The sequence below is a fragment of the Streptomyces sp. NTD107 genome (assembly GCF_059510435.1).
The window spans coordinates 120,198-135,246 of record NZ_JCAJZV010000004.1; the positions used below are offsets into that span (position 1 = coordinate 120,198).

Here is a 15,049-nt window from a genome sequence, read left to right on the forward strand (position 1 = left end):
ACCGCCCCCGCGACCTGCACTCGCGGGGGCGGTTTTCCGCGTCCCGCTCAACAACTGGGTACGGGCTCCCCGGCGGCGAGCGCCCGCAGATCGTCGACGGCGCCGGACAGGGTGGTCACCGGGATGAGCCGGAGCCCGTCGGGGAGGTTGGCGGAGGCGGCGTCGCACTCGTCGCGCGGCACGAGGAAGACGGTGGCGCCGTCCCGCCGGGCGGCCTGCGTCTTCAACGGTACGCCGCCGACCGGGCCGACCGTGCCGTCCGCGTCGATGGTGCCGGTGCCGGCGATGACGGCGCCGCCGGTGAGGTCCCCGCCGTGGCCGTCGCCGTCCAGCAGGTCGACGATGCCGAGGGAGAACAGCAGCCCGGCGCTGGGGCCGCCGACCGAGTCCAGGCTGAGGGTGATGTCGATGCCCTCCCCGGTGCGGCCGAGCTGACCGAGCGCGGCGGTGACGGCCGCGTGCTGGGACTCGGTCATCTGTGCCTGGTTGTGTTCCTGGATCTCCTTGACCGAATCGCCCACCGGGTAGACCGCTTCGGTGGGCAGCACGGCCCGGTCGGTGGCGAAGTAGCCGCCGACGACATCGGTGAGCCGTACGGTGGCGTCCGGGGCGGTGGCGGTGATGGTGGTCATCCGCAGCTCGCCCTCGGGTTCGCGCACCGGGGCGCCGGTGATGGTGATGACGGGTTTGCCGTCGAGGTCGCCGAGCACGTTGGCGGTGAGCCCCGGGTGCGCGACGGCGAACGGCAGCGGGGCGAGGGCGGCCACCCCGAGCAGCGCGGCGAACACCGCGCCGCACCCGATGAGCACCCCGGTACGGCGCCGGCCGGTCAACTGCTTGCTGAGGGCGGACATGCCGCCGAATCTAACCCACCGGGCGGCTGCCCAGAACGGCGGCTATCTCCAGGGCGGCGCGGACGACACGGGGGCCGATGTCCGGGGGGACGGTCTCGTTGAGCATCACCACGCCCACGCTGCCCTCGATGCCGCAGTCGCGGGGCAGTGGGGCGGCGGCGCCGCTCGCGCCGGCCTCCAGTTCGCCGTGGGTGAGCACGAACCCCTCGTCGTTCTGGATGTCCTTGCAGCGCCCGGTGAGGATGGCCCGGCCGGCGGCGCCGCGGTCCAGGGGGTGGCGGAAGCCGGCCCGGTAGGCGACGTGGTAGTCGGTCCAGCTCGGTTCGACGACGGCCACCGCGAGCGCGTCGCTGCCGTCGACCACGGTCAGGTGGGCGGTGGCGCCGACGTCCTCGGCGAGCGCCCGCAGCGCCGGCAGCGCGGCTTCCCGTACGAGGGGGTGCACCTGCCGGGTGAGCCCCAGCACACCGACACCGACCCGGGCCCGGCCGCCGGCGTCGCGGCGGACCAGGGCGTGCTGTTCGAGGGTGGCCAGCAGCCGGTAGACGACGGTGCGGTTGACGCCGAGCTGCTTGGACAGTTCGGTCACGGTCAGCCCGTGGTCGGTCTCGGCGAGCAGTTTGAGGACGCGCAGTCCCCGGTCGAGCGTCTGAGAGGTCTCCGCGGTCATCGACGCCCCCGTCTCGGCTGCCAACGCGTGACCGGGAACTTATCCAGCGTCACCGCTCAGCGGAAGAGGCTGTCCACTATTCGAGCACTGGTGCGTCTCTTTTCGACCGCCTTTTTGGCGATTCCGCGTCGTCGAATCCGTCGAACCCGGCGGACGGCGGCGGACGGCGGCGGACGCCGTCACCCGCTCACCGCATCCGGGTGGCCCACTCCTTCACCTTGGCCATCCGCTGCCGCAACTGCCCCGCCGTCGCCTCCGCCGTCGGCGGCCCGCCGCACACCCGGCGCAACTCGGTGTGGATCACCCCGTGCGGCTTGCCCGACTGGTGCACGTACGCGCCCACCAGCGCGTTCAGCTCGCGCCGCAGCTCCATCATCTCCTTGTGGGTGACCACCGGACGCCGCTCGGCCGGCACCTCCAGCAGATCGGCCTCCTCGTCGGGGCGCTTCCTGCTGTGCGCGATCTGCCGCGCCTGCCGCTTCTGGAGCAGCATCTGCACCTGGTCCGGCTCCAGCAGCCCCGGGATGCCCAGGTAGTCCTGCTCCTCCTCGCTCCCCGGATGCGCCTGCATGCCGAACTCGGCGCCGTCGTACATCACCCGGTCGAAGACGGCCTCCGACTCCAGCGCCTCGAACGGCAACTGGTCATCCGTACCGTCCGCCTCGTTCTGCTCGCGCTCCGCCTCCTTGAGGAGATCGGCCTCCTCGGCGTACGGATCCTCGTCCTCGCCGCCCTTCTTGGGCTTGTCGAGGATGTGGTCGCGCTCCACCTCCATCTCGTGCGCGAAGCCGAGCAGGGAGGGGATGGTGGGCAGGAAGACCGACGCCGTCTCGCCGCGCCGCCGCGACCGTACGAAGCGGCCGATCGCCTGCGCGAAGAACATCGGCGTGGAGATGGTCGTGGCGTACACCCCGACCGCCAGCCGCGGCACGTCCACGCCCTCGGAGACCATCCGCACCGCCACCAGCCAGCGGGCGTGGGAGGACTGCCGGAAGTCGTCGATGCGCTCCGAGGCGCCCGCGTCGTCGGACAGGACGAGGGTGGCGCCCTCCCCGGTGATCTCGCGGAGCAGCTTGGCGTAGGCGCGCGCCGACTCCTGGTCGGTGGCGATGACCAGGCCGCCCGCGTCCGGGATGGCGCGCCGCACCTCGGTGAGCCGGCGGTCGGCGGCGCTGAGCACGGCGGGCATCCAGGCGCCCTTGGGGTCGAGCGCGGTGCGCCATGCCTGGGAGGTGGCGTCCTTGGTCATCGGCTCGCCGAGCTTGGCGGCGAGTTCGTCCCCGGCCTTGGTGCGCCAGCGCATGCTGCCGCTGTAGGAGAGGAAGATGACGGGCCGCACCACGCCGTCGGCGAGCGCGCTGCCGTAGCCGTAGGTGTAGTCGGCGACGGAGCGGCGGATGCCGTCCCCGTTGTCACCGTAGGCGACGAACGGGATGGGGTTGGTGTCGGAGCGGAACGGCGTACCGGTGAGGCACAGGCGGCGGGTGGCGGGCTCGAACGCCTCCAGGCACGCCTCGCCCCACGAGCGGGAGTCGCCGGCGTGGTGGATCTCGTCCAGGATGACGAGGGTCTTGCGCTGCTCGCAGCGGTTGCGGTGCAGCATGGGCTTGACGCCGACGCCCGCGTACGTGACGGCCACGCCGTGGTACTCGGCGCCCAGCCGCCCGGAGCTGTACTCGGGGTCGAGCTTGATGCCTATCCGGGCGGCGGCCTCGGCCCACTGCTTCTTCAGATGCTCGGTGGGGGCCACCACGGTCACCTGCTGCACGATGTGGTGGTGCAGCAGCCAGGAGGCGAGGGTCAGCGCGAAGGTGGTCTTGCCGGCTCCGGGGGTGGCGACGGCGAGGAAGTCCTGGGGCTGGGCCTGCACATAGGCGTCCATGGCGCCCTGCTGCCAGGCGCGCAGCTTGCTCGCGGTGCCCCAGGGGGCGCGGCCTGGGAAGGCCGGGGAGAGGTGGGAGGACGCGGCGGTGGCGGCCGTGGTGGCGGAAGCGGCGGTGGTAGTCACGGTCTCCGGGGCGGGGGCGGGGTGGCGGGCGAGCTGGACGGCGGGCGGGGCCGGTGGGACGGACAGGAACCGCGCCAGCGTACCCGGACGGACGCGGCGGCCGGCGTCCCGGCAACCCGGCCCCGGCGCCCGGGATTCAGTTCGCCGTGTCCCCCTTTGCCCTGACCCGTCCCCCGGTGATGACAGCCAGTACGGCGACGGCGGCGGCCGCCGCGTACACCACCACAAAGGCGCCCGGGCCCACGGCGGTGGCCGTGGCGGCGGCGTCCTCGACGGGGCCGGTGGTGCCGCCGAGCGCGGCGAAGGCGCTGCCCACCGCAGTGAGCATCACCACATTCGACAGCGCGTCACACACCTGGAGCGAGGCCACGTTTCCGCCCGCCTCCTCGGGGCGGGACAGCCGCAGCACGAGCACGCCGATCGTGGAGACCACATTGCCCATGCCGAAACAGCCGATGGACAGCGTCACGGCGGGCAGCCACACCGGCACCGCCTCGATCAGGACCAGCGGGGTGGTCAGCACCGCGAACAGGATCAGCACCGTGCCGACCCGCACCATCGCGTACCGGTGCGGCTCCAGGGCGGGCCGCGACTGGGCGTACGAGCCGAGCGCCCAGATCGCGCCGGACACCGTCAGCGCGAGCCCGGCCTGCGTGACGGACAGCCCGCGCTGGGTCACCAGCATGAGCGGCAGGAAGGTCTGGGTGGCCATGAACGCGCCGGAGATCAGCGCCCGCAGCAGAATCACGGACGGCAGCCCGTGCGCGGCCCGCAGCGTGCCCGGCGGCAGCAGCCGGACGGCGGACGGCGCGAGCAGCGCGAACCCGGCCAGTACCGGAATGACCGAGATCCAGCGCAACTCCTGCCCGCCCAGCTGAAGCAGCCCGGCACCGAAGGCCACCGCGAGCGCCAGTCGCAGCCGGCGGACATCGAACGCCTTGGCCCCGCTCTCCGGCGGCCCGGACGCCTCGCGGCGCAGCGGCGGCAGCATGACGAGGAGGGGCAGAACCACCAGCGCGGTGATGCCCAGGAACACCCAGCGCCAGCCGAAGTGCTCGGTGACCATGCCGGAGATGACCGGGCCGAGGAGGGAGGGCACCACCCAGGCGGCGGAGAAGGCGGCGAGGGCGGCCGGCCGCAGATGCTCGGGGTAGACGCGCCGGACCGTGACGTACAGCGCGACGATCACCAGCCCGCCGCCGGTGCCCTGCGCGGCGCGGCCCGCGACGAAGGTCAGCATGTTCTGGGCGACGCCGGAGAGCAGCAGCCCGGCGGAGAAGACGGCGATCCCGCCGACGACGGGCCCGACCGGACCGTTGCGGTCGCTCCACTGCCCGGCGAGCACCATGCCGAGGAGGGAGGTGGTGAAGTACGCGGAGAAGGCGAACGCGTACAGCGTCACCCCGTCGAGGGCTTCGGCGGCGGCGGGCATGGCGGTGCCGATGGCCATGGCCTCGAAGGCTATGAGGAGGATGGTGCTGACGCACCCGAGGGTGAGCGCCCGGTACGGCCGGCTGAGCACGCCGCCCCCGGGCGGTGCGGCAGGGGCGGCGGACGATTCGCGGGGGGCCGTTGGAACGGTGTGGGCCGACGACGGTGTCGGGGTTGCGGGCTCGGTCATACGTCACACGGTAGAGACCCGCCGGTCGTGGGCCCATACCCGATGCGTCTTAGGCCGCCGGTCGCACTTTTGACCGGACTGCGCCTGTTCGCGGTGGCCGGGGTGGCGGGACAGTGGCCGTACCGTGCGCGGTACGAAGCGCGCCGGGCAGGGGGCCGTCGACAGACCATCGACATGACGTGCGTCACCGTACCGCCCCCTGAACACAAGGGGAGGGAAACGCACCATGAGAACAAGGAAAGTGGCGCGGCTACTGGTGAGCGCGACCGCCGCGCTCGCCATCGGCGCCGGGGGGCCGGCCGCCGCGGGACCGGCGGTCGCCCAGCAGGCGACGGCGGGCGGGGAGGCGGTTGTCTCACCGACGGCCGTGGTGGTCGAACCGGGCTTGTCGTCGGCTGAACTCAGCATGCTGAGGTGCTGGCTGGAGGAGCAGGGCTATCGCACTGATTCATTCGGTATCGGCGGAAGCGGGCTCTGGCGAGCGTTCCAGCGGTACCTGACGGACCACTGGGGATACCGAGGCCCGATCGACGGGTTGTTCGGTTCCATGGTGCCCGGGCTGCAACGCATGCTGATCGCGGAAGGGTTCCTCGGAGGCACGGTCGACGGCATTTACGGCGCCCGTGACCGGCAGGCCTTCCAGGCATTCGTCCGGACCGTGGGCTGCTGAACCCGCCCATCGCACAGTGAGAGCGGCGCGCCCCGGTGGGGCGCGCCGCTCGGCGTTGGGGGTTCTAGGCTGGGCGCCATGGCAGTGGAGCGGGCTCAACCGGTGGTGGTGTCGCTGCCGTTCGCCGGGCGGTGGCTGACCGAGAACAGCCCGGCCCGGCGGGTGCCCAGCCATGGCACGGACCTGTTCGGCGGGCGCTACGCCATCGACTTCACGGCGGTGGACGACCGCCACCGTACGGCCGCGTCCCGCAGCTGGCGGACGTTCCTCGCCACCGAACCACCCGCCCTCTTCCACGGCTTCGGCCTGCCGATCCTCGCCCCGGCGAGCGGCACGGTCGTCGCCGTGCACGACGGCGAACCCGACCACGCGGCGCGCCGCTCGCAGCCGGCGCTGGTGCCGTACGCGCTGGGCCAGGCCGCCCGGGTACGGCGCGGGATGGACGCGGTGGCCGGCAACCATGTGATCCTGCGGCTGGCGCGCGGCGACGTCTTCGTCGCGCTGGCGCACTTCCGGGCCGGTTCGATCCGGGTGTCACCCGGGGACGAGGTCACCACGGGCCAGCACCTCGCGGACTGCGGCAACTCCGGCAACTCCACCCAGCCGCACGTCCATATGCAGGCCATGGACCGCGCGGACCCGTCCGCCGCGCGGGGGGTGCCGATGGCGTTCGACCGGTTCCGTGAGTGGCCCTCGCGGCGGGCCCGGCAGTCGCGGGTACGGGAGCGGGCCGTACCGGGCGAGGGCGCGGTGGTGGAGGCGCATCCGATTCCGCCAGTAGAACACTGATCGAACACTTCTGGACATGTGTGGGTGGCTGATTGCCTTCAGTCGTAGTTGTCCGAAGTTCGACTGTTCAAGGCCGTTCACAACCACCACTGTTGTCGGCGGCGGAACTCGCTGGGGAGCGGCTTCCGTCCGTGCGTCGAGGCTGGGGGGTCAGAACCTATGACCAAGGTTGCCTCGGTGCGCGTTCATTCAAGAGGGGGAACACTGCCGCGAGCCGCGCTGGTTGCTGCCCCTCGCGACCATAGGGGAACCAAAGGATGCGATCGAAGATCGTAGCGAAGACACTCATCGCCGCGACCGCCATCTTCGGGGTGGGCGCCGGCAGCCTGGTGACCGCCGGTACGGCGGTGGCCTCGTCCGCCGACAACCCGGCCGTGAGCGCGGAGGCCGTCGCCCCGCTCGCGGTATACAACTTCGGCCTGAGCACTGCACAGGCCAAGAACGTGCAGCGTTGGCTGGCAAAGTACCTGGATTACAAGGACTCGATCGACGGGCTGCTGGGCCCCAACAGCTGGAAGGCCATGCAGAAGGGTCTCAAGGCGGACTGGAAGTACACCGGGCCGATCGATGGAATCCCCGGCGTCGGGACCGTCAGCGCGCTACAGCGCATGCTGAAGGCGCACTACGGCTACACGGGTCCGATCGACGGAGACCCCGGACCGGGGACTCAGGCCGCATTCAAGCGGTTTGCCAACGCTACTCCCAACCTCTGATCTGCCTATAGGCAACGTCAGTAGGCGGCACATCCCGCACGGGGCACGCCGCCGGGCACTGATCACACGGGCACGCGCGGGGGAACGAGGTGGCGGCCCGTCGTGATATCTGCCATGTCGGCCGGGGACCGGTCGAAGTCGGGGAGCGCGAGCATGGCGAGCCTGGCGGCGCGCAGCCGGGCCGCCGTGGCGCGGTCGTCCAGGAGGAGCTGGCAGGCGTCGGCCAGCGAGTCCGGGCTCGGCGCCGGCTCACCGGTGAGGTGACGGCCCAGGCCGAGGTCCGCGACCCGGCGGGCATTGTGGGGCTGGTCACCGAAGTTGGGGATGACCGCCATCGGGGTGGCGGTGCGCACCGCCTCCCGGATGCTGTTGTACCCGCCGTGAGTGACGAACAGATCGGCGCACTCCAGCAGCAGCGGCTGCGGAAGCCGGTCGGTGAGGTGGACGTTCGGGCCGGGTTCGGCATCATCCACGCGGATGCCGCCGGTGGCCACGACGGCCGTGACGTCCAGCAGTGACAGCCCGGCGACGACGGTGCGCAACGTCGTCGCCGGGTCCGTCGCTTCCGGGGACAGTGGCACGTTCCGCCCAGCCTCGCCGAACGTCGGCAGGACCGTTCCCAGCGCGGCGAAGACCAGCGGCCGATCGCCCGGCAGCCGGCCGGCCCAGGGCGGCAGTTCGCCGCTCCGTTCGACCGCCGTCGTCTGCCGGTAAGCGAGCACCGGGCTCGGCACGCGCGCGAACCCGTACGCCTGCGGCATGTAGTCGAACCGCCCGTACGGGTACAGGCTCGCCGGATCGTCCAGCGCCGGCAGCCCCGCCGCGCAGCGCAGCGCGTTGAGCGCGGGCAGCAGCGCCACCGGGTCCACCAGGTTGAGGAAGCCGCTGGGGAACGGCAGTTGCGGCACGCCGCGTTCCTCGGCGAGCAGGACCGCGCCGAAGTCCATGCCGTCCCGTACGACGAACTCGGGCCGTACCTCCGCCGCCGCCGCGCGCAGCAGGCCGAACACCTCCGCCCCGTACGCGCCGAGCAGCAGCGCCGTGAACGGGTGGTCCGGCGAGGACATGTCCAGCGCCGGGTCGAGGAGCGCGGCCCCGCCCAGTTGCGGAAGCGGCGGCAGCACGGCCCGTACCGCGACCCGGTCGGCGGCGAAGACCGGTGCCACCGCCTCTGTCGTGAGGACGGTGACCTCGTGGCCGGCCCCGGCCAGTGCGCGGGCCAGCGGGAGCAGGGCCCGGCCGTGCGAGGGCGAGGCCATGGCGGTGCACAGGACGCGCATGAGGTTCCTTCCGGAAAGGGGGCGGGGCGGCGCGTCCAGGACTACCCCGCCCCTCCCCCACCACCCACCGGAAACCGGCCCCGGCTCACCCGTTCGGCTCAGGCGTTCACTTCTCCAGGGGCTGGTTGAAGCGCAGCAGGTTGCCGGACGGGTCACGGAAGGCGCAGTCCCGCACCCCGTACGGCTGGTCCATCGGTTCCTGGAGCACTTCGCCGCCCGCGCCGGCCGCCCGGATCCGCTCGAAGGTGGCGTCGCAGTCGTCCGTAGCGAAGATCACGCCGCGCAGCAGGCCCTTGGCCATCAGTTCGGCCATGGTCTGCCGGTCCTCGGCGGAGGCGTTCGGGTCGGCGAGCGGCGGCTCCAGGACGATGCTGACGTCCGGCTGGGACGGCGGGCCGACCGTCACCCAGCGCATGCCCTCGAAGCCGACGTCGTTGCGTACCTCAAGGCCGAGGGCGTCGCGGTAGAAGGGGATCGCCGTGTCGTGGTCGTCGACGGCGATGAAGCACTGCGAGATCTTGATGTCCATGCCCGCCACGCTACGGGCGGGGGGCGGGGTCCGCTTCTCCGTTCCTGACCGGTCGCCGGGCGGATCGCGGACGCGTGTGGATCTTGGCCATGCAGGCCGGGATGGCGGCCCCGTCGGCGTGGCCACGGGCCCGGTACGCGCTGGGGCTCTCGCCGACCAGCTCCGTGAAGCGGGTACTGAAGGACCCCAGCGACGTACAGCCGACCGCCATGCACACCTCGGTCACCGACAGATCGCCGCGCCGCAGCAGCGCCTTGGCCCGCTCGATGCGGCGGGTCATGAGATAGCTGTACGGGGTCTCGCCGAACGCCGCCCGGAAGCTGCGGGAGAAGTGGCCCGCCGACATGAGCGCGCCGCGCGCCAGCGCCGGGACGTCCAGCGGCTCGGCGTAGTCGCGGTCCATCCGGTCGCGGGCCTGCCGCAGCCGGACGAGGTCGTCGAGGTCGGGCCGTCTCACCCGTCCAGTGTCCCAGAGCGATCAGGAATGGAGAAGCGGCGGCTGCGGGCCCCGGCTAGCGTGGCTGAGGCTGAGGCTGACCAGGCAATACCGCACGTCAGGAGTGATCATGTCCGACCCGACCGACCCGACCGCAGCCACCCAGGGCATCAAGACCGTGCTGCACCCCGTCTCCGACCTGGCGGCGGCGAAGGAGGTGTACGCCGCGCTGCTGGGCGTGCGCCCGCAGTCCGACACCCCCTACTACGTCGGTTTCGAGACGGCCGGCCAGCAGATCGGTCTGGTGCCGGCCGGCGGGCCGCAGGCGATGACCTCGCCGGTCGCGTACTGGCATGTGCCGGACATCGCGGCGAAGCTCGCCGAGGTGACCGCCGCCGGCGCCACCGTCCACGAGCCGGTGCGCGATGTCGGCGGCGGCCGGCTGGTGGCGACCGTCACCGATCTGGACGGCAACGTGCTGGGCCTGCTCCAGGACCCCACGGCATGACGGCGGCGGACGGGACCGGGGGCCGGCCGTCGCACGCCGCCGATGTCCATGACCTGATCCGGGTGCACGGCGCGCGGGAGAACAATCTGCGGGACGTCAGCGTCGAGTTGCCCAAGCGGCGGCTGACGGTGTTCACCGGGGTGTCGGGGTCGGGCAAGAGTTCGCTGGTGTTCGACACGATCGCCGCCGAGTCGCAGCGGCTGATCAATGAGACGTACAGCGCGTTCGTACAGGGCTTCATGCCCACGCTGGCGCGGCCCGAGGTCGATGTGCTGGAGGGGCTGACGACCGCGATCATCGTGGACCAGCGGCGGCTGGGGACCGACCCGCGTTCGACGGTGGGTACCGCGACCGACGCCAACGCGATGCTGCGAATCCTGTTCAGCCGGCTCGGCCACCCGCACATCGGGCCGCCCGGCGCGTACGCCTTCAACGTCCCCTCGGTGCGGGCGAGCGGGGCGATCACCGTCGAACGCGGCAGCCATCAGAAGGCGGTGAAGGCGACCTTCTCCCGTACGGGCGGGATGTGCCCGCGCTGCGAGGGCCGGGGCACCGTCTCCGACATCGATCTCACGCAGCTGTACGACGCGGACAAGTCGCTCAACGAGGGCGCGCTGACCGTGCCCGGGTACAAACCGGGCGGCTGGAACTACCGGCTGTACTCCTCGTCCGGCTTCTACGACCCGGACAAGCCGATCCGCGCGTACACGAAGACCGAACTGCACGATTTTCTTCACCGCGAGCCGACGCGGATGAAGATCGAGGGCATCAACATGACGTACGAGGGGCTGATCCCCCGGGTGCAGAAGTCGATGCTGGCCAAGGACCGGGAGGCGATGCAGCCGCACATCCGGGAGTTCGTGGACCGGGCGGTGACCTTCACGGCCTGCCCCGAGTGCGAGGGCACCCGGCTGAGCGCGGCGGCCCGGTCGTCGAAGATCGGCGGGGTCAGCATCGCCGACGCGTGCGCGATGCAGATCAGCGACCTGGCCCAATGGGTCGGCGGCCTGCGCGAACCGTCGGTGGCGCCGCTGTTGGACGCGCTGCGGCACACGCTCGACTCGTTCGTCGAGATCGGGCTCGGGTATCTGTCGCTGGACCGGTCCTCGGCCACCCTGTCGGGCGGCGAGGCGCAGCGGGTGAAGATGATCCGCCAGCTCGGCTCGTCCCTCACCGATGTGACGTACGTCTTCGACGAGCCGACCACCGGGCTGCACCCGCACGACATCCAGCGCATGAACGGCCTGCTGCTGCGGCTGCGCGACAAGGGCAACACGCTGCTGGTGGTGGAACACAAGCCGGAGACGATCGCGATCGCCGACCATGTGGTGGACCTGGGTCCGGGCGCGGGTACGGCGGGCGGCGAGATCTGTTACGAGGGCGACGTGGCCGGGCTGCGGGCCTCCGACACGGTCACCGGCCGCCACCTGGACGACCGGGCGAAGGTGAAGGACACGGTACGCACGCCGACCGGTCACCTCGCGATCCGGAACGCGACGGCCCACAACCTGCGGAACGTGAACGTCGACATCCCCCTCGGGGTGCTGACGGTCGTCACCGGCGTGGCCGGCTCCGGAAAGAGCTCGCTGGTGCACGGCTCGATCCCGGCCCGGGAGGGCGTGGTGTCCATCGGCCAGGAGGCGATCCGTGGCTCACGGCGCAGCAACCCGGCCACGTACACCGGGCTGCTGGAGCCGATCCGCAAGGCGTTCGCCAAGGCCAACGGCGTGAAGCCGGCGCTGTTCAGCGCCAATTCGGAGGGCGCCTGCCCCCACTGCAACGGCGCCGGGGTCATCTACACCGATCTGGCGATGATGTCGGGGGTGGCCACCACGTGCGAGGAGTGCGAGGGGAAGCGGTTCCAGGCGGCGGTGCTCGAATACCACCTCGGTGGGCGGGACATCAGCGAGGTGCTGGCGATGCCGGTGACCGAGGCACGGGAGTTCTTCGGTACGGACGGCCCGGCGCCGACCCCGGCGGCGCGCCGCGTGCTGGACCGGCTGGCCGATGTGGGGCTCGGCTATCTCAGCCTGGGCCAGCCGCTCACCACCCTGTCGGGCGGCGAACGGCAACGGCTCAAGCTGGCCACCCACATGGGGGAGAAGGGCGGCGTGTACGTCCTGGACGAACCGACCGCCGGCCTGCACCTGGCCGATGTACGGCAGTTGCTCGGGCTGCTCGACCGGCTGGTGGACTCCGGCAAGTCGGTGATCGTCGTCGAGCACCACCAGGCGGTGATGGCCCACGCCGACTGGATCATCGACCTGGGCCCCGGCGCGGGCCACGACGGCGGCCGGATCGTCTTCGAAGGCACCCCGGCCACCCTGATCGCGGCCCACTCCACCCTCACCGCCGAACACCTGGCCACCTACGTCGGCGGCAGCTGACCGGCCCGGTGACCGGCGATCAGTCCTCCAACAGGTGGTCGAACTCGCCGGCCTTCGCCGCGTGGAGGAACGCGTGCAGCTCCGCCGGGGTGTAGCGCAGGGGCGGCAGGTCGGGGCGCTTGGAGTCCCGAAGGGCCACACCGCCACCCGCTATCGGCATGATCTGCACGCAGGCGTTCCCGTTGCCGGCGCTGAGGGAGGACTTCACCCACAGGCCATCGAGGGGGGCCGCGTACAGTTCCGCCTTCTCGTTACCCATGACGGCTCAGTCCTCCAACAGGTGGTCGAACTCTCCGGCCTTCGCCGCGTGGAGGAACGCGTGCAGCTCCGCCGGGGTGTAGCGCAGGGGCGACAGGTCCGGGCGCTTGGAGTCGCCCAGGGCCACGCCGCCGGGTATCGGCATCAGCTGAACGCAGTCATCGCCGCTGCCATTGCTCATCGACGACTTCAGCCACGGGCCATCGAGCGGTGCGGCGTACAGGTCAGCTTTCTGGTGGGTCATCACAGCTCTTTCTGGATCTTGTCGAGGAAGCGGAGCGTGTCCTGAGGGCTCAGGGCGTGCGCCTTCAAGTCCGCGATCTTTCGACGGGCACTCCTGACCTCGGCCGGATCATCGTGGAGAGTCTCGCCGGTCGACCGTTCCTGAGACACAACACCCCTGTTCTCCGCGCCCGGGAAGTCAAGCACGGTGAGTGCCTGACTTCTGATGCTAGGAGCACCTGCCGAGAAGGGAACCACGCGTAGGGTCACGTTCGGCCGCCGCATGGACTCGATCAGGCTCTGGAGTTGTCCAAGCATCACCTCGCGCCCGCCGACCATCGCACGTACGGCTGTCTCCAGGCACACGGCGTCAAGGACAACCGGGTTGCGCCGAGAAAGGACCGCCTGCCTCCGTAGCCGGGCCTCGACAAACGTCTCCCGGGTGTCGGTGCTCTGGTGCTTCTGCCCGAACTCCGCGATCGCCTCGATGTACTCGCGGGTCTGCAACAGGCCGGGGATGTAGGTCCCGGAGTGGTGAGCCAGTCGCTCCGCCGCGTCCTCCAGGTGGAAGTAGCGGAAGGAATCACCGCTGTAGAGCGCGCGGAAGCGTTCCGCTTGCCACCAGGCGCGGCCGTATGACCTGCCGTGGTCGATTTTGGCGCGGATGGCGGCCCGTTCCTCGGTGGGGACTCCGTACAGCTTGAGCATGATGGGGAGTTGCCGTGCGGTCGGGAACGCCTGGCCCCGTTCGATCTTGCCTACGACCCAGCGTGAGACGCCGATCTTCTGCGCCACGTCCTCCTGACGGAGCGGGGTCTTCTCGCGGTAGCGCCGAAGTTCGTCACCCACATCGCGCATGGCGAAGATCGTGTTGGTGTTGATGTCGACAGACATGGGCCTCCCATCAGGTTCGGCCAGCGTATCCCCGGTGTTCGGCGCAGGGTCCGGACCAGGCGAACTTAACTCTTTCGAGGGGCGATTCGGCCGCCCCCTTGCTCTTCGGATGTCACGTGACACAGGATGCTGACGCACGGAACGCAGTCCTGTTCGAGCGGAAGGAACTGGTGATGCATGAGCGTGGGTTCGTACTAGCGGTGGGGCGGTATCCCTGTGAGGCCGCGTCCGTGGGGCGGGCGCGGCGGATAGTGGTGCGGGCCTATGCGGACACGCCGGGGTTGGATGCCTTCGCCGTCGAACTGCTGATCTCCGAGCTGGCGACGAACGCGGTGCTGCACGCCAACGGGAACGGCGGCGGGGAGTTCGACGTGCTGTGCCACTCCCCCATCGGCGGCAGCGTGCAGGTGGAAGTGCAGGACCGCAGCCGCCTGTTGCCCGTCCGGCGGGAAGCCGGTGGGCTGGACGAGTCGGGGCGCGGGCTCGAACTGCTGGAACTGCTCGCCGCCGACTGGCGCACCGAGCGGACCTGCGACGGGAAGTCGACGATCTTCACGCTGCGGCAGGAGAGGGGGGCGGCATGAGTTTCGACGGCGCGTGGATCCGTACCGAGGTGGTGGTCGGTTCGGAGGTGCGGCCCGGGGATGTGATCGCGGTCGGCGGCATTCCGCACCGGGTGCGGGACGTACGGGAGTTGCATCCGTTCCGGAAGGGGCTGGTGTTCGAGGACGGCAACGCGTACGTGCTCGGCAAGCAGGCGACCATCGAGGTCACCCGGCTCTACACGCCGACGCCGAGGCGGCGGGCGCGGTGAGTCCGGCGGAGGAGTCGCCGCCGCCGCTGCTGTTCGCCAGGACGGGGGCGCTCGCCGGGTGGTGGGAGCGGGGGTGGTGCGTGATGTGCCGCCGGGACGATGTGCCGGTGATCTGGATGGGGCCGGTGGTGTACGGGGCGCGGCACGCGCCGTTCTTCTGCTGCCAGGAGTGTTCCGGGTGGCTGATCCGGTGGGTGGAGAGTTACCCCGAGCCCCCGGCCCGGGAGAGCGGCAGCGGCGGCGGCAAGGAGTTACGGGTACTGCTCGCCCTCGTCGCGCTCGGCTGCGTCTGCGCGGGCGCCTGGGCCATCGCCGCCGCCGCTGCGGCCGTGGTGCGGTGAGGCGTGAGGTGTCCCGGCATCCCCCCGTGGGATGCCGGGCGCGGGTGACGTCCCT

18 protein-coding genes are annotated in these 15,049 nt (G+C 71.2%); 8 read left to right on the forward strand and 10 right to left on the reverse strand.

Features of this window, described 5'->3' with window-relative positions; genetic code table 11:
- Positions 1-47: 47 nt before the first annotated feature.
- The 4 genes from AC5WRL_RS10470 to AC5WRL_RS10485 all read right to left on the reverse strand — a co-directional run bounded on the left by AC5WRL_RS10470 (position 48) and on the right by AC5WRL_RS10485 (position 5,153).
- Positions 48-854, reverse strand: coding sequence for a S16 family serine protease (locus AC5WRL_RS10470; protein ID WP_496088123.1), 807 nt, complete (start codon positions 852-854; stop codon positions 48-50).
- A gap of 10 nt (positions 855-864) precedes the next feature.
- Positions 865-1,524, reverse strand: coding sequence for an IclR family transcriptional regulator (locus AC5WRL_RS10475; RefSeq protein ID WP_496088124.1), 660 nt, complete (start codon positions 1,522-1,524; stop codon positions 865-867).
- A 187-nt stretch (positions 1,525-1,711) separates the two neighbouring features.
- Positions 1,712-3,532, reverse strand: a complete 1,821-nt coding sequence (locus AC5WRL_RS10480; RefSeq protein ID WP_496088125.1) for a DEAD/DEAH box helicase — start codon at positions 3,530-3,532, stop codon at positions 1,712-1,714.
- Between the two features lie 136 nt (positions 3,533-3,668).
- Positions 3,669-5,153: an MFS transporter gene (locus tag AC5WRL_RS10485; protein WP_496088126.1), complete on the reverse strand. Its 1,485-nt coding sequence runs from the start codon at positions 5,151-5,153 to the stop codon at positions 3,669-3,671.
- Positions 5,154-5,409: 256 nt separating this feature from the next.
- Here AC5WRL_RS10485 and AC5WRL_RS10490 point away from each other — a divergent pair, with 256 nt between their 5' ends.
- The 3 genes from AC5WRL_RS10490 (at position 5,410) to AC5WRL_RS10500 (ending at position 7,325) form a co-directional block, all read left to right on the forward strand.
- Entirely contained in the window at positions 5,410-5,823 is a 414-nt protein-coding gene (locus AC5WRL_RS10490) for a peptidoglycan-binding domain-containing protein (RefSeq protein ID WP_496088127.1), read from the forward strand.
- A 78-nt stretch (positions 5,824-5,901) separates the two neighbouring features.
- Positions 5,902-6,612, forward strand: a complete 711-nt coding sequence (locus tag AC5WRL_RS10495; RefSeq protein ID WP_496088128.1) for a M23 family metallopeptidase — start codon at positions 5,902-5,904, stop codon at positions 6,610-6,612.
- Positions 6,613-6,869: 257 nt separating this feature from the next.
- On the forward strand, positions 6,870-7,325 hold the full coding sequence (locus tag AC5WRL_RS10500; protein ID WP_496088129.1) for a peptidoglycan-binding domain-containing protein: 456 nt from the start codon (positions 6,870-6,872) through the stop codon (positions 7,323-7,325).
- Positions 7,326-7,387: 62 nt separating this feature from the next.
- Here the strand turns inward: AC5WRL_RS10500 and AC5WRL_RS10505 are convergent, their stop codons facing one another.
- The 3 genes from AC5WRL_RS10505 to AC5WRL_RS10515 all read right to left on the reverse strand — a co-directional run bounded on the left by AC5WRL_RS10505 (position 7,388) and on the right by AC5WRL_RS10515 (position 9,537).
- Complete coding sequence (locus AC5WRL_RS10505; RefSeq protein WP_496088130.1) at positions 7,388-8,605, reverse strand: glycosyltransferase; 1,218 nt, start codon at positions 8,603-8,605, stop codon at positions 7,388-7,390.
- Positions 8,606-8,711: 106 nt separating this feature from the next.
- Positions 8,712-9,134: a VOC family protein gene (locus AC5WRL_RS10510; protein ID WP_496088131.1), complete on the reverse strand. Its 423-nt coding sequence runs from the start codon at positions 9,132-9,134 to the stop codon at positions 8,712-8,714.
- A 10-nt stretch (positions 9,135-9,144) separates the two neighbouring features.
- Positions 9,145-9,537, reverse strand: coding sequence for a helix-turn-helix transcriptional regulator (locus AC5WRL_RS10515; RefSeq protein ID WP_496088448.1), 393 nt, complete (start codon positions 9,535-9,537; stop codon positions 9,145-9,147).
- A gap of 163 nt (positions 9,538-9,700) precedes the next feature.
- Here AC5WRL_RS10515 and AC5WRL_RS10520 point away from each other — a divergent pair, with 163 nt between their 5' ends.
- The gene (locus tag AC5WRL_RS10520; protein WP_496088132.1) at positions 9,701-10,078 is read left to right on the forward strand and encodes a VOC family protein; all 378 of its coding nucleotides are present in this window, start codon (positions 9,701-9,703) and stop codon (positions 10,076-10,078) included.
- Positions 10,075-12,465, forward strand: a complete 2,391-nt coding sequence (locus tag AC5WRL_RS10525; protein ID WP_496088133.1) for an ATP-binding cassette domain-containing protein — start codon at positions 10,075-10,077, stop codon at positions 12,463-12,465. The genes AC5WRL_RS10520 and AC5WRL_RS10525 overlap by 4 nt, the downstream gene beginning before the upstream one ends.
- Positions 12,466-12,484: 19 nt before the next feature.
- On the opposite strand, the gene AC5WRL_RS10530 is transcribed toward AC5WRL_RS10525, so the two are convergent.
- From AC5WRL_RS10530 to AC5WRL_RS10540, 3 genes are read right to left on the reverse strand one after another with little or no spacing between them, the layout of a single operon-like run.
- Positions 12,485-12,724, reverse strand: a complete 240-nt coding sequence (locus AC5WRL_RS10530; RefSeq protein WP_496088134.1) for a DUF397 domain-containing protein — start codon at positions 12,722-12,724, stop codon at positions 12,485-12,487.
- A 6-nt stretch (positions 12,725-12,730) separates the two neighbouring features.
- Positions 12,731-12,967 (reverse strand): DUF397 domain-containing protein, encoded by a 237-nt coding sequence (locus AC5WRL_RS10535; protein ID WP_496088135.1) that lies wholly within the window; start codon positions 12,965-12,967, stop codon positions 12,731-12,733.
- Complete coding sequence (locus tag AC5WRL_RS10540) at positions 12,967-13,839, reverse strand: helix-turn-helix domain-containing protein (protein ID WP_496088136.1); 873 nt, start codon at positions 13,837-13,839, stop codon at positions 12,967-12,969. Before AC5WRL_RS10540 ends, AC5WRL_RS10535 begins: the two co-directional genes overlap by 1 nt.
- 173 nt (positions 13,840-14,012) lie before the next feature.
- Here AC5WRL_RS10540 and AC5WRL_RS10545 point away from each other — a divergent pair, with 173 nt between their 5' ends.
- The 3 genes from AC5WRL_RS10545 to AC5WRL_RS10555 are packed head-to-tail and all read left to right on the forward strand — an operon-like array spanning position 14,013 to position 14,994.
- Entirely contained in the window at positions 14,013-14,423 is a 411-nt protein-coding gene (locus tag AC5WRL_RS10545; protein ID WP_496088137.1) for an ATP-binding protein, read from the forward strand.
- Positions 14,420-14,653: a hypothetical protein gene (locus tag AC5WRL_RS10550; RefSeq protein ID WP_496088138.1), complete on the forward strand. Its 234-nt coding sequence runs from the start codon at positions 14,420-14,422 to the stop codon at positions 14,651-14,653. The genes AC5WRL_RS10545 and AC5WRL_RS10550 overlap by 4 nt, the downstream gene beginning before the upstream one ends.
- On the forward strand, positions 14,650-14,994 hold the full coding sequence (locus AC5WRL_RS10555; RefSeq protein WP_496088139.1) for a hypothetical protein: 345 nt from the start codon (positions 14,650-14,652) through the stop codon (positions 14,992-14,994). The genes AC5WRL_RS10550 and AC5WRL_RS10555 overlap by 4 nt, the downstream gene beginning before the upstream one ends.
- The last annotated feature ends 55 nt before the right edge of the window (positions 14,995-15,049 follow it).

What these genes read in the sequence shown, in the direction of transcription:
- AC5WRL_RS10470 (WP_496088123.1), bottom strand. Translation starts at nt 854, where the DNA reads ATGTCCGCCCTCAGCAAGCAGTTGACCGGCCGGCGCCGTACCGGGGTG.
- AC5WRL_RS10475 (WP_496088124.1), bottom strand. Translation starts at nt 1,524, where the DNA reads ATGACCGCGGAGACCTCTCAGACGCTCGACCGGGGACTGCGCGTCCTC.
- AC5WRL_RS10485 (WP_496088126.1), bottom strand. Translation starts at nt 5,153, where the DNA reads ATGACCGAGCCCGCAACCCCGACACCGTCGTCGGCCCACACCGTTCCA.
- AC5WRL_RS10495 (WP_496088128.1), top strand. Translation starts at nt 5,902, where the DNA reads ATGGCAGTGGAGCGGGCTCAACCGGTGGTGGTGTCGCTGCCGTTCGCC.
- AC5WRL_RS10500 (WP_496088129.1), top strand. Translation starts at nt 6,870, where the DNA reads ATGCGATCGAAGATCGTAGCGAAGACACTCATCGCCGCGACCGCCATC.
- AC5WRL_RS10505 (WP_496088130.1), bottom strand. Translation starts at nt 8,605, where the DNA reads ATGCGCGTCCTGTGCACCGCCATGGCCTCGCCCTCGCACGGCCGGGCC.
- AC5WRL_RS10510 (WP_496088131.1), bottom strand. Translation starts at nt 9,134, where the DNA reads ATGGACATCAAGATCTCGCAGTGCTTCATCGCCGTCGACGACCACGAC.
- AC5WRL_RS10515 (WP_496088448.1), bottom strand. Translation starts at nt 9,537, where the DNA reads ATGGACCGCGACTACGCCGAGCCGCTGGACGTCCCGGCGCTGGCGCGC.
- AC5WRL_RS10520 (WP_496088132.1), top strand. Translation starts at nt 9,701, where the DNA reads ATGTCCGACCCGACCGACCCGACCGCAGCCACCCAGGGCATCAAGACC.
- AC5WRL_RS10525 (WP_496088133.1), top strand. Translation starts at nt 10,075, where the DNA reads ATGACGGCGGCGGACGGGACCGGGGGCCGGCCGTCGCACGCCGCCGAT.
- AC5WRL_RS10530 (WP_496088134.1), bottom strand. Translation starts at nt 12,724, where the DNA reads ATGGGTAACGAGAAGGCGGAACTGTACGCGGCCCCCCTCGATGGCCTG.
- AC5WRL_RS10535 (WP_496088135.1), bottom strand. Translation starts at nt 12,967, where the DNA reads ATGACCCACCAGAAAGCTGACCTGTACGCCGCACCGCTCGATGGCCCG.
- AC5WRL_RS10540 (WP_496088136.1), bottom strand. Translation starts at nt 13,839, where the DNA reads ATGTCTGTCGACATCAACACCAACACGATCTTCGCCATGCGCGATGTG.
- AC5WRL_RS10545 (WP_496088137.1), top strand. Translation starts at nt 14,013, where the DNA reads ATGCATGAGCGTGGGTTCGTACTAGCGGTGGGGCGGTATCCCTGTGAG.
- AC5WRL_RS10550 (WP_496088138.1), top strand. Translation starts at nt 14,420, where the DNA reads ATGAGTTTCGACGGCGCGTGGATCCGTACCGAGGTGGTGGTCGGTTCG.